The organism is Flavobacterium sp., from assembly GCF_043722275.1.
Lineage (GTDB): Bacteria > Bacteroidota > Bacteroidia > Flavobacteriales > Flavobacteriaceae > Flavobacterium.
Window position 1 is genome coordinate 48,540 of record NZ_JAYSPC010000153.1, and the last position, 14,047, is coordinate 62,586.

Annotated in this window: 16 protein-coding genes; 10 read left to right on the forward strand and 6 right to left on the reverse strand. The window is 32.0% G+C overall.

The features are described from left to right. Positions 1-613: 613 nt before the first annotated feature. Together ACHZDT_RS18805 and ACHZDT_RS18810 are read right to left on the reverse strand one after the other, a co-directional pair. The gene (locus tag ACHZDT_RS18805) at positions 614-1,078 is read right to left on the reverse strand and encodes a hypothetical protein (protein WP_394776228.1); all 465 of its coding nucleotides are present in this window, start codon (positions 1,076-1,078) and stop codon (positions 614-616) included. A 6-nt stretch (positions 1,079-1,084) separates the two neighbouring features. Further along, a complete protein-coding gene (locus ACHZDT_RS18810) occupies positions 1,085-1,921 on the reverse strand; it encodes a DUF6929 family protein (protein ID WP_394776229.1) in 837 nt (278 codons plus the stop codon). Positions 1,922-2,151: 230 nt separating this feature from the next. Here ACHZDT_RS18810 and ACHZDT_RS18815 point away from each other — a divergent pair, with 230 nt between their 5' ends. The 6 genes from ACHZDT_RS18815 (at position 2,152) to ACHZDT_RS18840 (ending at position 5,813) form a co-directional block, all read left to right on the forward strand. Continuing rightward, positions 2,152-3,030: a PPK2 family polyphosphate kinase gene (locus ACHZDT_RS18815; RefSeq protein WP_394776230.1), complete on the forward strand. Its 879-nt coding sequence runs from the start codon at positions 2,152-2,154 to the stop codon at positions 3,028-3,030. Between the two features lie 203 nt (positions 3,031-3,233). Beyond that, positions 3,234-3,968, forward strand: coding sequence for a hypothetical protein (locus tag ACHZDT_RS18820; RefSeq protein ID WP_394776231.1), 735 nt, complete (start codon positions 3,234-3,236; stop codon positions 3,966-3,968). 5 nt (positions 3,969-3,973) lie between these two features. Next, positions 3,974-4,378: a hypothetical protein gene (locus ACHZDT_RS18825; protein ID WP_394776232.1), complete on the forward strand. Its 405-nt coding sequence runs from the start codon at positions 3,974-3,976 to the stop codon at positions 4,376-4,378. Positions 4,379-4,408: 30 nt separating this feature from the next. After that, positions 4,409-4,879: a hypothetical protein gene (locus ACHZDT_RS18830; RefSeq protein WP_394776233.1), complete on the forward strand. Its 471-nt coding sequence runs from the start codon at positions 4,409-4,411 to the stop codon at positions 4,877-4,879. A gap of 42 nt (positions 4,880-4,921) precedes the next feature. Further along, positions 4,922-5,368, forward strand: a complete 447-nt coding sequence (locus ACHZDT_RS18835; protein ID WP_394776234.1) for a hypothetical protein — start codon at positions 4,922-4,924, stop codon at positions 5,366-5,368. Beyond that, the gene (locus ACHZDT_RS18840; RefSeq protein ID WP_394776235.1) at positions 5,343-5,813 is read left to right on the forward strand and encodes a hypothetical protein; all 471 of its coding nucleotides are present in this window, start codon (positions 5,343-5,345) and stop codon (positions 5,811-5,813) included. The genes ACHZDT_RS18835 and ACHZDT_RS18840 overlap by 26 nt, the downstream gene beginning before the upstream one ends. A 147-nt stretch (positions 5,814-5,960) precedes the next feature. Here the strand turns inward: ACHZDT_RS18840 and ACHZDT_RS18845 are convergent, their stop codons facing one another. Then, on the reverse strand, positions 5,961-6,479 hold the full coding sequence (locus ACHZDT_RS18845) for a hypothetical protein (RefSeq protein WP_394776236.1): 519 nt from the start codon (positions 6,477-6,479) through the stop codon (positions 5,961-5,963). 189 nt (positions 6,480-6,668) lie between these two features. On the opposite strand from ACHZDT_RS18845, the gene ACHZDT_RS18850 reads away from it, so the two are divergent. The 3 genes from ACHZDT_RS18850 (at position 6,669) to ACHZDT_RS18860 (ending at position 10,378) form a co-directional block, all read left to right on the forward strand. Next, the gene (locus ACHZDT_RS18850) at positions 6,669-8,054 is read left to right on the forward strand and encodes an MATE family efflux transporter (protein ID WP_394776305.1); all 1,386 of its coding nucleotides are present in this window, start codon (positions 6,669-6,671) and stop codon (positions 8,052-8,054) included. Between the two features lie 120 nt (positions 8,055-8,174). Further along, complete coding sequence (locus ACHZDT_RS18855; RefSeq protein WP_072961795.1) at positions 8,175-8,402, forward strand: hypothetical protein; 228 nt, start codon at positions 8,175-8,177, stop codon at positions 8,400-8,402. 41 nt (positions 8,403-8,443) lie between these two features. Further along, on the forward strand, positions 8,444-10,378 hold the full coding sequence (locus ACHZDT_RS18860) for an LTA synthase family protein (protein WP_394776238.1): 1,935 nt from the start codon (positions 8,444-8,446) through the stop codon (positions 10,376-10,378). A 36-nt stretch (positions 10,379-10,414) separates the two neighbouring features. Here the strand turns inward: ACHZDT_RS18860 and meaB are convergent, their stop codons facing one another. The 3 genes from meaB to ACHZDT_RS18875 all read right to left on the reverse strand — a co-directional run bounded on the left by meaB (position 10,415) and on the right by ACHZDT_RS18875 (position 12,925). Next, on the reverse strand, positions 10,415-11,536 hold the full coding sequence (gene meaB, locus ACHZDT_RS18865; RefSeq protein ID WP_394776239.1) for a methylmalonyl Co-A mutase-associated GTPase MeaB: 1,122 nt from the start codon (positions 11,534-11,536) through the stop codon (positions 10,415-10,417). A gap of 282 nt (positions 11,537-11,818) precedes the next feature. After that, a complete protein-coding gene (locus ACHZDT_RS18870; protein WP_394776241.1) occupies positions 11,819-12,460 on the reverse strand; it encodes an NAD(P)-dependent oxidoreductase in 642 nt (213 codons plus the stop codon). 57 nt (positions 12,461-12,517) lie between these two features. Then, a complete protein-coding gene (locus tag ACHZDT_RS18875) occupies positions 12,518-12,925 on the reverse strand; it encodes an Rrf2 family transcriptional regulator (protein WP_394776242.1) in 408 nt (135 codons plus the stop codon). A 116-nt stretch (positions 12,926-13,041) separates the two neighbouring features. Between ACHZDT_RS18875 and ACHZDT_RS18880 the strand changes: the two genes are divergently transcribed. Beyond that, positions 13,042-13,953: an AEC family transporter gene (locus ACHZDT_RS18880; protein WP_394776244.1), complete on the forward strand. Its 912-nt coding sequence runs from the start codon at positions 13,042-13,044 to the stop codon at positions 13,951-13,953. Positions 13,954-14,047: the final 94 nt, after the last annotated feature.

The window sequence follows — 14,047 nt, forward strand, 5'->3', positions numbered from 1 at the left end:
AATTAGAGTTTCGTTTATCACAATTGTTGTCTTTATACTAAAGAGGGAGAAAAAGATAAAAAGGTTGGGATGAGATTAAAAAAAGTTTTTTTTAAAGGTTCAAAGTTGCAAAGGGGCAAAGGTTCAGAGGTTTTATTGTTGGCGTATAGTTGTGCGTATTTATAGGTTCAGAGTTACAAATGTTTTATCGTAGAGGCACACAGCAGTTCGTCTTCTGCAAGATATTAGCCAATTTTTTCTATTCCTTTCAAGAATTAAAATGCCTTACTACAACATAAATCATTCCTAGGGAATTTATAAAAGAGTTTCGAAGGAATGGATCATATTGTAGGGATGGATTTTAATCCATCATTCGCAGTTAGATGAACCAATTTTGGCATTCTAAATTATAAAGCAAACGCATATTCTTTGCGGGAGACGCACTGCTGTGCGCCTCTACAGAACCACTCGAGGAATTTTCCCCATTTTTGTTATTTCATCAAAGCATAATAGCACTGGCATTTCCACAATCTTGTCATTCCGACGGAGGAGGAATCTCCACACGAATCTAACACAAAGTGCTTCTGAAATTGGCGAGCAACTTACAAGATTCCTCCGAAAGACATGAATGCGATTATTTTTGTTTTTGATACCAACTTTCTATTTTTCTAACAGATTCTTTATCTGTTTTAGGATTACAATTCAATCCCATATTAATTTTTGTTTTAGAAATATAAGAATTTAGAAAAATTATTGCATAACCTCCAACTTCACCATTTTCACTTGAAATAAACGAGGAAAATGTATTCATATATCCGCAACATTTTTGTTTAGATCTCATAATTCTGATTAAATATTGTATATCATTTGGCTTTACCCAATTTTCAGGAAAATCTCCACTCATTGTTACAAAATTTAGTTTGGAATCTCTGTTGTATTTTTTTATAAAAAGGTTAATAAATGATTTTGGATCTAAGTCTTTTGGATACGAAAATTTTAAGTTTTCTTTTTCTGCTTTATTTATTTTAAAATCATTAAATAAATAACCACCAATTAAAAGAAAAGAAACTACTGTAAGTGAAAGAATTATTTTTTTCATAGAAATTTACTTAACAGGCAATGTCAATTTAAAAATCTTTGTTTCTAACAATTCTGTGTCATTATCTTCACACAGCAAAAATTCAATTTTGTCATTTGATTTTTTAGAGAAAGTCAAACCTTCAAATTTATTTGTTGAGGTGATTTTTTGAGTAAAATCTATTTTCATGGTTTTAAGATCGATTCGGCCAATGAAACTTCCCAGGATTTCGCCGTCGTCGTAGGTTGATTTGGTATCTTCGGCGGTGGAGAGAAAATAGATTTTATCTTCAACCAAAATTGCATCGGTAAAACTGGAGCGAACGCCTTTTATTTTTGGAAGTTTGTAATTGGTTGCAACCAAAGCAAATTCTTCTCCCAAGTTTTTTGCGTGAATTGTAAAAATGGTGTTTTTGTTGGAGATTCCGTTTCCGCGATTGAATAAATACCAGTTTTCGCCATCAAAAATTGCACCTTCGAGATTAAAATCTTCTGGTTTTATAGATCCGAAACTTTGCATTACGGCATATAAATCAACCAGATTATTTTTTTGAAGAATGGTTTTGTTTTTAAGATCAAAGGCAATCATTTTATTTCGGTTTTCGGTAGAACCGGAACCAAAGACATATAAAGTATCATTATGATGTGTTAAGGATTCAAAATCTGGTTTGATGTTTTTAGGAATGTTTTGCGACGGATTGTCAATTAACGGATGATGATCTAATTGTTTATTCTGAATATTATATTCGTATAAAAATCCGCTGTTATCGCCAATGATGTAAAGTGAATCGTTGTTTAAAAATAATCCTGATGCCGAACCGATTCCGATGATTTGAAATAATATTTCTAATGTGAATTTTTCCATGAATGTATATTTGAAAATAAATGCCTAGCCCTGATAGTCCCGAAACTTCGGGAGAAAATACATTGAGAAGAAATTGATTTTTTTCCTGACAGAACAAAGCGACTCCCGACGCTTCGGGATAAACTCTTGTTACGGTTTGGAAAAAACAATTTATCGAAAAAGTATTGCAATGAATAGCAGGAATATGCTTCGTAAAAATAGTATATTTATAAGACAAAAAAATGATATTTATGAAATCTATAGATCCAAATAATTTTAAAGTTACAGATAAAATAAAATTATCAAAGATTCCGACTTTGCTAAAGATAAAAGCGGATGATGATGAAAAGGAAGAAAAACTGGATAAAGTTCAAAAAAAATTAAGCGATTTGCAGGATGTCATGTATTCGCACAATAAATATGCGGTTTTAATTTGTCTTCAGGGAATGGATACGTCGGGAAAAGATAGTTTGATCAGGGAAGTTTTTAAGGAGTTTAATGCGCGCGGAGTTGTGGTGCATAGTTTTAAAACTCCAAATTCGACTGAACTCGAACATGATTATTTGTGGAGACATTATATTGCGTTGCCGGAAAAAGGGAAGTTTGCGATCTTTAATCGTACGCATTACGAGAATGTTTTAATTACGAGGGTTCATCCTGAATTTATTTTGGCTGAGAATTTGCCGGGGATTAATTCGGTTAAGGATATTACGCCAAAATTCTGGAAAAAAAGAATTGAGCAAATCAATAATTTTGAAAAGCATATTGCTGAAAACGGAACGATTGTAATGAAGTTCTTTTTGCATTTGAGTAAAGAGGAGCAACGCCAGCGATTATTGCGTCGTTTGGAGGAAGGAAAACACAATTGGAAATTTTCGCCCGGAGATTTAAAGGAACGCGAATATTGGGATGATTATCAAAAATATTATGAGGAAGCTATAAATAAAACGTCGACTGGATATGCGCCGTGGTACATTGTTCCAGCTGATGATAAGGAAATGGCACGCTATATTGTGGCGAAGATTATTTGGGAAGAAATGCAAAAACATACTGATATTAAAGAACCTGAACTGGATGATAAGATCAGGGACAATTTTGAAGTTTATAAAAAAGCTTTGCAAAAAAATTAAATGTAAATAAGATATTTCTTCATTTAAATAATTAAGATAAATGTAGTCAAACCCGACAGGTTTTTAAAATCTGTCGGGTTTGTTGTTTTTGAAAGATTCTAATTTGAGGAAATTTCTTAAAAATAAATTATTTAAAAATAATATATTATAAAATTATTCTTATGTTTGATTAAAAATAGTAAAAAAGCTACAATAATTAAATTATGAATACAGATAAGTTTGGATTTGGAGAAAATAAGGTTTCAAAGTCCTCAGCATATACTAAACTATTCGGAGATCCTTTTTGGGGAGAAGCCGGAAGTTTAGACGCAAGAAGTATATATTTGCAATTGAATGAAAGGGAAAAAGCATTGATGCTAAAAGCAAATTATATTAAAATGATTGCAAAATCAAGAGAAAGAAATTATAACATGGCAGCTGATAATTTACAATGGTGGTTAGATGGTACGGGTTTTACAAAAAATATTGATTTTAACTGGTTGAGAAAACAAAGGGAAGTTATTGCGGCCGAAGATTTGAATATCGAACGTTTTGGTGAAGAGCTTGAAAAATATGGAAAAACTTTAAAAAAAGAAGGCGATATTGCAAAATATGATGATCATTTTGAGCATCAAGTGAAAGCTGGTGTTTTTGGGGAATTATATTATGCGAGTGGAGATAGTACTTTAAGTTCACATTGTTATTTTAAGATTACTAAAAAGAACAACAAGTTTATAGTAACTGGTATAATAAAACATTTTTGGTCGGATCGATACGATTGGCACAAAGGAGCGTCTGCCTATATTTATGGTTTCGGAAATTATGGAGATTCAGATGCTTTGTTAGTAGAAAAGTATTGTGGATCACAACCATATGAAATGAAAAGCCAATGGCAACAAAGTTTTAATAAAACCTTTGAATCGGGATTTTTAGGTAGCTTGAGTATTAATTTAAAATAAAATAAATGAAAAAAAAGATATACGTAGCATTCGCAATTCTAATTGTTTTATTTTCTGCTTACTATTATTGGGAAAATAGATATGTAGAACTTCGTCCTGTAATCTTGAATGATGATGTACACAGAGTTAAAGTGTTTAATCGCAAAATAGTAATTTTTCAAAATGACTTCTACAGAATCGCTGAACGAGATGAGACTCCACCGAATTTTTATAAGAATATTAGATTCGTTTTAGACCATCAGACAGAAGATTATATTGTAAAAGGTGGAGTGATTTACATTAAATATAAATATATGAATGATTTGGAAATGATTTGGAACTATACCACTAAAACTAATGATCTAACTTGGATCAAGCAGAAGAAGGAAGAAGATATATTTAACAAAAATGGAAAATTGAAAAAGAATTAAATAGTGTTTATTAAGGCATTAAATAGAATAATGAAAAAATATATATACATAACCTTAACCGCTCTAGTTCTTTTGCTTTCTGTTTACTATTATTGGGAAAATAGATACGTCGAACTTCAGCCAGTAATTTTAGCGGAAACAGAATATACCCGTCGAATAACATTTTTTGACAATGATCTGTACAAATTTGCCAAACCAAATGAGGTTTCTCCAAGTTACTATAAGAACATAAAAAGGGTTTTGAATGATTCTAGAGTGGATTATATCGAAGAAAATGGGATTATTTATGTTCGAAATAAATTTCTGAATGACATGAATATGGTTTGGAATTACACTACTAGAGCTACCTCTACGAAGTATTTTGAACAAGAAAGAGAAAGTGATAGTTTATATCTTATTAGAATCGAAAAACGTACAGATTCTCAAAAAAGAATAATAGAATCTATTTTAAAAACTATAAAGGCAGACTCTATTAAATTTCATAGGAGATTGCGAAAATAAAGAGAATTAGATACTTGTTAGTAATGCATTTAAAATAGAAAAATGAAAAAATATGTATACATAATAGTAATTGTAGTTCTTTTATTTTCAACCTACTATTATTGGCAAAACAGATATGTGAAACTCTTTCCTGTCGTTCCCAATGAAATTTTAGAGAGACCTATATTTTTCTCTGAAACTTTTCATAATCAACTATTTAAATTTGCTGAAACAAATGAAGTTCCTAAATTTTATTATAAAAACATAAAGTACGTTTTGAACCGTTCCGGTCAAGAATATATTATGAGAAATGGAGATATTTACATTAAATACAAATATATGCATGACATGGAACTTCTTTGGAATTACACAACTAGAACCACTGACCCTACTTGGTTTAAACTAAAAAGAGAAATGGATAGTCTTAATGGAGATATCAAACAACAAAAAGAATTAGATAGTATTATTAAGAAACTAAAGCAGTATGAAGATTCTCAAAGCAAAAAATAAAAAAAAGGGATACGTAGTATTAGTAATTCTAATTGTTTTGTTAGCCTCTTATTTTTATTGGCAAAACAGATATGTTGAACTTCGTCCCGTAATTTTGGCAGAAGAAAACTATACTCGCCAATTAATATTTTTTGACAATGATCTTTACAAATTTGCAGAACCGAATGAAGTTTCTCCAAATTATTTCAAAAATATAAGGTGGGTTCTAACTCGTTCACGCCAGCCTTATATTGAAGAAAACGGAATTATTTATGTTCGTTATCATTACTTGAATGACATGAATCTTATGTGGAATTACACCACTAGAACTACTTCCATAAAGTTTTTTAAACAAGAAAAAGAGACGGATAGTATTAATCTTATTTATGAAAAGGAGTATGTAGATTCGCAGAAAAAGATAATTGATGCCTGTCTAGATACGCTCAAAACAAGTTCAGCTAAATGACTTTGTTTTTGTAATGAACTTCAAAATTTGGAATTTGAGAATTGATAAATAAGAGAATGAAAAAGCTTATAAAACAACTAAACCCGAGAGACTATGCGATCTCTCGGGCTTATACCAAAAACAAAAAAATAAAATAAACCTGTACTTTTATAAGTCAAAACCATAGGCTAAACGTAAAGCCACCTGATTAGTTTTGAATTTGTTGTAGTCCTCATAACGGACACTAATATCAATGTATTTGTTAGCGTACCCAATTCCTGGCGCCCATAAAAAAGTGGTTTGATTATAACCATTTGTAACGGCAAATCCCGCACCAACTTCACCTAAAACATAAAATTGATCTTCCCAGACAAAGGCTTTAAAACCAGCTTTTGCCGGAATAAATCCAAGATCTTTTGCATCAACTCCATTTTCATCTTTACCCATAAATAAATTGGTAAAACCTGTTGTAAGAGTTAATGATGTTCTCTTTGTTAAATCATATTGCAAACGAACATCGCCTCCTAAAGACCAGTCGTAAGCATTATCTGTTGGAATTCCTCCATTTAAACCAAATCCTAATCTAAAGCCCTGATCATAATTTTTAACTTCACTGTCCTGAGCGAAAGTAGTATTGGCAAATAATAAGGCAACGGCAGATAGGCATAACATTTTTAATTTTCTCATGACAATTTTTTTACGATTTTTAATACTGTAAAAATAGTTTCAAGGTCGAAGCAGGTCGTTATATAATTTCTAAAAATTGTTATATAATATTAGGGTTAGTTCAAAATAGACTTAATGTTTGCTTATGTTTTTAATAATATCAAAGAATCCAAAGGTTCTGATTATCTTTGCCGACTAAAAAGAATCGCAGTGAATTTAAAGCAGTACACAAAAGAGTTTTCATATAATTTAAGATTAGCATATCCTATTATATTAGGAATGGTCGGGCATACATTAATAGGTATAGTCGATAATATAATGGTAGGGAAATTAGGAAGTACAGAGCTTGCTGCGGTTTCGTTAGGAAATAGCATGATTTTTATCGCAATGTCATTAGGAATTGGCTTTTCTACCGCCATTACACCAATCGTTGCCGAAGGCGATGCGGAAAAAAATGACGATAAAATTCGATCTGCATTTCATCACGGTTTGTTTTTATGTACCATTTTAGGATTAGTGCTTTTTGGTGTAATTGTTTTGGCAAAGCCAATAATGGAATTACTTCAACAGCCTGCCGATGTAATTGCACTTGCAAAACCATATCTTGACTGGGTTGCTTTCTCGTTGATTCCTCTAATTATTTATCAGGGTTATAAACAATTTGCTGATGGATTGTCATTGACAAAATATTCAATGTACGCCATGATAATGGCAAATGTGCTGCATGTAGGAATGAATTACGTATTAATTTATGGCATCTGGATATTTCCAAAAATGGGAATTGTTGGTGCAGCTTTAGGAACCGTAATTTCGAGAATATTCCTCGTGATGTTCATGCATATTATGTTATCAAGAAGAAATGATCTGAAACGTTTTTTCAAGAACTTCAGCTTTGATGAAATTAAAAAAGAAACCATAAATAAAATAATAAGCATAGGATTTCCATCAGCAATGCAAATGCTTTTTGAAATTGTACTGTTTACAGCCTCCATCTGGCTTTGTGGTAACATTGGCAAAACCAGTCAGGCAGCAAATCAAATTGCCTTAAGCCTGGCGTCGTTAACTTTTATGTTTGCAATGGGATTAAGCGTTACTTCGATGATTAGAGTAAGCAATCAAAGAGGATTAAATGATTATAAAAAATTAATTGTTGTTGCTCGTTCTATCTTTTTATTAGCCATTATATTAGAAACTGTTTTTGCAATTCTGTTTATTGCTTTCCATAATTTCCTGCCTCATATCTTTTTGAATATGGAAAACGGAGGACAAGTTCTTGATAATGCCGAAGTAATAAGTATTGCATCAAAATTACTTTTAATAGCCGCAGTTTTTCAAATTTCTGATGGAATTCAGGTTGTAGTTCTTGGCGCTTTACGCGGATTGCAAGATGTGAAAATCCCCATGTACATTACATTTGTGGCATATTGGATCATCGGTTTTCCTATTTCGTATTATTTAGCCGAATATACAGATCTAAAAGCGCAAGGAGTTTGGATCGGACTTTTGGCAGGATTAACCGCAGCGGCAATATTTCTATACATTCGCTTTCATTACATAACCAAAAAATTAATCCAAAATTCATTTTCAAATAGTTAAATTTGAAACGTACAAAATAAACAGAAGCCGCAGATTTCGCAAATTCACACAGATTGTTTTTTTAAATCTTTTAATCTGTGAAATCTGTGGCAAACCATAACAATAAAAATTAATAAAAAAATGGAATTACCTAAATTTTTACTCGGAGATAATACTGATTTTGCAGATGATATTTTCATCATTCACCTTGATTATCCTAGATTTATAATCAACTTAAAAGATGATGAGGTTGAGTTTATGGAAGAAGCAGAAGATCTTGACGAAGCAGAATTAAATGCTGAAATGGAAGGTTTGATTGTTCAGGCGAATGAGTTTTATGATAGAGAAATAAAACGTTACGAAGAGTAGATCTTCAGCATAACTCAACAAAAAATATTTAAATCTTTCTGATGAAAAAATTAAGTTTTTTAAAACCCATTTTTAATTTCATAGCAATCGGATTGCTAATTACTACTTTAAGCCGAATCTTTTTATTTTTTATATTTAAAGACCGAGTAGTAGAAACACCAAATTTCTGGTATATTTTTCCAATCGGACTTCGAATGGATTTAATATTATTATGTTATTTGTCTTTTCTGCCGGCAGTTTTAATTACGTTTCTACCAAATAAAGCACTGAAATTCACCAATAATTTTTTGGTAATTTACAGCTTTTTATTTCTGTTTCTGATTCTTTTTGTAGAATTAGCATCACCGGATTTCGTAAAACAATACGACACACGTCCCAATAAAATTTTCTTAGATTATTTGATTTATCCAAAAGAAGTAATTGGAATGCTTCTAAAAAGTTATCTGACATCTATCATTGTAACTTTTATAATTCTGGGAGTTGCAATTTATTTGGCGCTCAAAAAAGGGAAAAAATATTTTCATACAACAAGTACTGAATATAAATTCAAATTAATGCTTTTTCCATTAGTTGCATTTTTATTGTTTTTTGGAGCACGTTCAAGTTTGGTTTCAAAACGTCCGATAAATCCAAGTAATGCAGTTTTTTCCACAGATCAGTTAACGAATACTTTAGGATTGAACTCTTTGTATACAGTAGCTTATGCCGCTTATTCGATTAAAAATGAAGGAAATACAAAGATGTACGGTAAAATGGATGAAGCTGAAGCAATCGCTCGTGTAAAAAAATACATGATTGCCGGACCAAGTGATTTTACAAATGCTGAAATTCCGTTTTTGCATGTTCAAAAACCAGATACAATCCTGAAGAAACCTTATAATTTAGTGATTTTTCTGCAAGAAAGTTTAGGAGCAGAATATGTTGGAATTTTAGGAGGAAAACCATTAACTCCCGAATTTGACAAATTATCAAAAGAAGGATTGTTGTTTACCAATTTATATTGCACAGGAACAAGAAGCGTTCGCGGAATTGAAGCTGTTGTAACCGGATTTTTGCCTTCACCATCAGAAAGTGTAGTGAAATTAGGGAACTCACAACAAGGATTTTTTACATTGGCAGAAGCTTTAAAACAAAAAGGATACGACACCAGTTTCATTTATGGCGGAATGGCAAATTTTGATAATATGGCTTCGTTTTTCAACGGAAATGGTTTTGAAGATATTATAGATCAGGAAGATTTTGAATCTGACGGAAATAAATATGCTTTCAAAGGAACCTGGGGTTATTCTGATGAAGATTTAGTAACAAAAGCCAACAATTATTTTAAAGCTAAAGGAAATAAACCTTTCTTTTCTTTAATGTTTTCGACTTCTAATCATGAGCCTTTTGAATATCCTGCAGGACGAATTAAACCTTATGATGAAAAACCTGCAACGGTAAATAATGCCATGAAATATGCTGATTTTTCTATTGGAAAATTCTTCGAAATGGCTAAAAAAGAGCCTTATTTTAAAAACACTGTTTTCATCGTAATCGCAGATCATAACACAAGAACGTACGGAAAGAATTTAGTGCCAATAAATAAATTTCATATTCCCGCATTAATTATGGGACCAGGAGTTCAAAAAGGAGCTGTTTACAGTAAATTAGCGAGTCAAATTGATATTCCGCCAACATTATTGAGTTATTTAGGTCAGTCGTTTGAAACACCAATGGTAGGAAGAAATCTAAACAAATTAGATCCAAACGTAAAAGGAAGATCAATCATGCAATTTAATGATATCAACGCTTTTAGAGTCGAAAATCAGGTTGTTATTATGCAGCCAAATTTGAAACCTTTACAATTCGAAATCAAAAACGACACGACTTTAATTCCCGTAAAATTAAATGAAGAATTAGCAAAAGATGCTTTGGCACATGTAATTACAGCAGGAAATTTATATAAGGAGAATAAGTATAAGTTGAGGAAAAAATAGGTTCAGAGGTTCAAAGTTGCAAAGGTTCTAAGGTTTTTACTTTGTCCCTTTGTAACTTTGAGCCTCTGTACCTTTATTAAAATACAATTTTAATAACTTTTGAGCAGCTGCAAAAGGTGAAATTTCATCATTTTGCACTGCTTTTTTGTTTTGTTCTAATTGCGAAATAATTTCGGGTTGATTATAAAAGTTCAGCTTCAATTGTTCATTTATAGTTTCCATCATCCAGAACTGATTCTGTTCTTTTCGTTTTTCGGGAAAGAAGCCAGATTTATTTGTTTGTTCGAAATAACTTAAAATAGTAGTCCAGATTTCTAAAATTCCTTCACCTGTTATTGCGCTGCAAGTGGTTACTTTTGGCTGCCAATTTGATTTTTTTGGGGGAAATAAATGCAAAGCTCTGTTGAATTCCAGTTTCGCCAGATTTGCTTTTTTAATATTATCGCCATCCGCTTTGTTGATGACAATAGCGTCGGCCATTTCCATAATTCCGCGTTTAATACCTTGAAGTTCATCGCCCGCACCGGAAATTTTTAGTAATAAAAAAAAGTCAACCATACTGTGAACCGCAGTTTCGCTTTGTCCAACGCCAACAGTTTCTATAATTATAGTATCAAAACCGGCCGCTTCACATAAAATAATCGATTCGCGTGTTTTACGGGCAACACCGCCCAAAGTATCTCCCGAAGCACTTGGACGTATAAAAGCATTTTCATCTTTTACCAATTCTTCCATACGGGTTTTATCCCCTAAAATACTTCCGTGAGAAAGTGAACTGCTTGGATCAACAGCTAAAACAGCGACTTTTTTGCCTAATTGCGTCAGGAAACTTCCAAAAGCTTCGATGAAAGTACTTTTTCCAACTCCGGGAACTCCTGTAATTCCTATTCTGATAGATTTATTGGCGTGAGGTAAACATCCGTTAATAACTTCGTTTGCCTTTGCAGTATGTTCAGTATTTGTACTTTCAACCAAAGTAATTGCACGACTCAGCGCCGTTCTGTTTCCGTTTAAAATTCCATCAATCAATTCAGTAGAAGAAGGTTGTTGTTTTCTGTTTTTCTTAATTTGACGAATAGCAGCAACATTGGTAATTTCTGGAGGTGAAATTCCCGCTTTTTCTTGTAAACTTCCTGATTGTTTTTTTGGACTTGACAAAGTATATTTTTTGGTACTGTAAAAGTACAGAAAACAAAAACAGTTTCAAAAAAGGATTTCTTTGAAACCGCTTGGGTTTATTCGCTACGAATTCACGAATTATTACCCCATTTTTGTCATCCTGACGGAGGAAGGATCTCCGTAAGTAGCTCGACAAAGATTGTAGATTCTGATTGTGGAGTTTCTCGCGGAGATCCTTCCTTCGTCAGGATGCATACAATATGTGCTTTTTATTCTAAAAAAAAAATAGTAAAAATTAGTGTAATTCGTGGCTATAAAAAATTAATATCCTGCAGTAAATCGAACCTGATGATGTTTTGGATTTTCGGTTTCATCGGCAATAACAACCGCTAAATCTTCAACAGATAAAATGCTTCTTTGTTCGTCATTAAAAACAGGATTTTCTAAACCTAAGCGGTATTTTCCGGTTCTTCCAGTTGTAATACCAGCGTGCATTTCAAAAGCAGGGCTAAAAAATGCCCAGTCTAAATCTTTTTCTTCCTTAATAATATTTAAATAATCTCTAGCAGCGGTTGCGCCCGGATAATATTCTTTTGGGAAATCAGGAGTATCAACCGCTTGTAAATCAGGAGCAACAAATAAACTTCCGCCGCCGCCAATCGTGATAAAACGTTTTATGCCAGATTTTTTTACCGCTTCCTGAATCGCTTTTGACCCCGCAATAAAATCATCATAAATATTTGGGTTCGTCCATCCTGGGTTATAAGCGTTGATAACAACATCGTTTCCTTTTAAAACTTCGGTTAAAGCATCAATATTAAAAATATCAGCACTTTTCCAAGTAGCATTTGTTGTGTCTTTTGGAGTTCTTGCAATAGCAGTAATATCGTGATTTCTGTTTGCTAATTCATTTAAAATGGCTGAGCCAACAAATCCTGTTGCTCCAATAATTGCAATTTTCATAATATATAAATTTAATTAGTAATAAAAAATGTTACAGTTTTGTGTAAAAAAATAGTTTTAGAATTGATTCGAAAAATCTTCTAATGAAATCCCTTCTAATTGTAAACTAACTTTTTGATTCATATCAGCATATAAAACGCTCAAATTCTGATTGATTTTTTTTCCAACCGGACAATCGGGGTTAGGCTGATTTTTAGCGTAACCTAAATTAATCGATTCAAAAGTCATTTCAAATATTTCTTTCAATGAAATATTCGAAGGATCAACAGACAGTTTTGTTCCGCCATTTTTACCTTCTTTACTTTCTACAATATGATGCGCTTTTAAATTCGCAATTTCTTTCCTCACTAAAACAGCATTCAAATTAATACTGCCCGCTATATATTCTGATGATAAATAATCATTAGGATATTTAGTAAGCAAAGTAAGAATGTGAATCGTTATGGCAAATTTACCTGAAATCATACTGTAATAAAATATATTACAAATGTAAGTAGTTTTATTGAATTAAAAATGTTTTTAACGAAAAAATAATTTTAAGATGCAATTTATAAATCCCTATTTTTGATTTTTTTAAAGACATGAACAATTTTATACTCATATTTTTCTTTCTTGCCCTGGGTTTGGTTTTGCAGCATATAAGGCAATTCCCAACACATATTTATAAGATTTTAAATAAAATTGTAATATATATATGTCTTCCGGCAATAACGCTTTATCACCTTCCAAAAATAAAATGGAGTAATGAATTATTGTTCCCGATATTATCAGGATGGATCAGTTTTTTACTGGCATTTATGTTTTTTCATTTTTTAGGAAAAAGATTGGGTTGGTCAAATAAACTTATTGGCTGTTTAATTCTCACTGCCGGATTAAGTAATTCTTCCTTTCTTGGATATCCTATAATTGAAGCTTTATTTGGTAAAAAAGGTTTAGAAACTGCAATTCTTGTGGATCAGCCCGGAACATTTGTCGTAGTTTCGACTTTGGGCGTTTTTGTTGCCGCTTTTTATTCAAAAGGAAATGCTGACGGTTTTAGTATTTTCAAAAAGATAATCTTCTTTCCACCATTTATAACTTTTGTTGTAGCGTGTTCAATGAATATTTTTCAATATGATTTAGATTTAAATCTTCAGGCTATTTTATTGAAAATCGGAAGTTTAGTTACGCCATTAGCATTACTTTCAGTAGGATTGCAACTTACTTTTGACCGAAAAAGCCAGCATTGGCAATTTCTTAGACTTGGACTTTTCTTCAGGCTTATTGTAACTCCTTCTATAATTTTTGTTTTGTATGTTTTTGTTTTCAACCAACATTCTGAGGCTATTAAAATTACCATTATGGAAATGGCAATGGCGCCCATGATTACCGGCGCAATTTTAGCTTCGACTTATGGCTTAAAGCCAAAATTAAGCAGTATGATGATTGGTTTCGGAATCCCGATTTCCTTTATAACCCTTGCGATTTGGTATTTTATAGTCAGTTTTATTTAGTTAAAAACACTAACTAGATAGAAAATGTAGAACTTTAACTTATTTTTAAAAATTCGTTGTTTTCCTTGTGCTTTTTTTGACTAATTTTAGATGA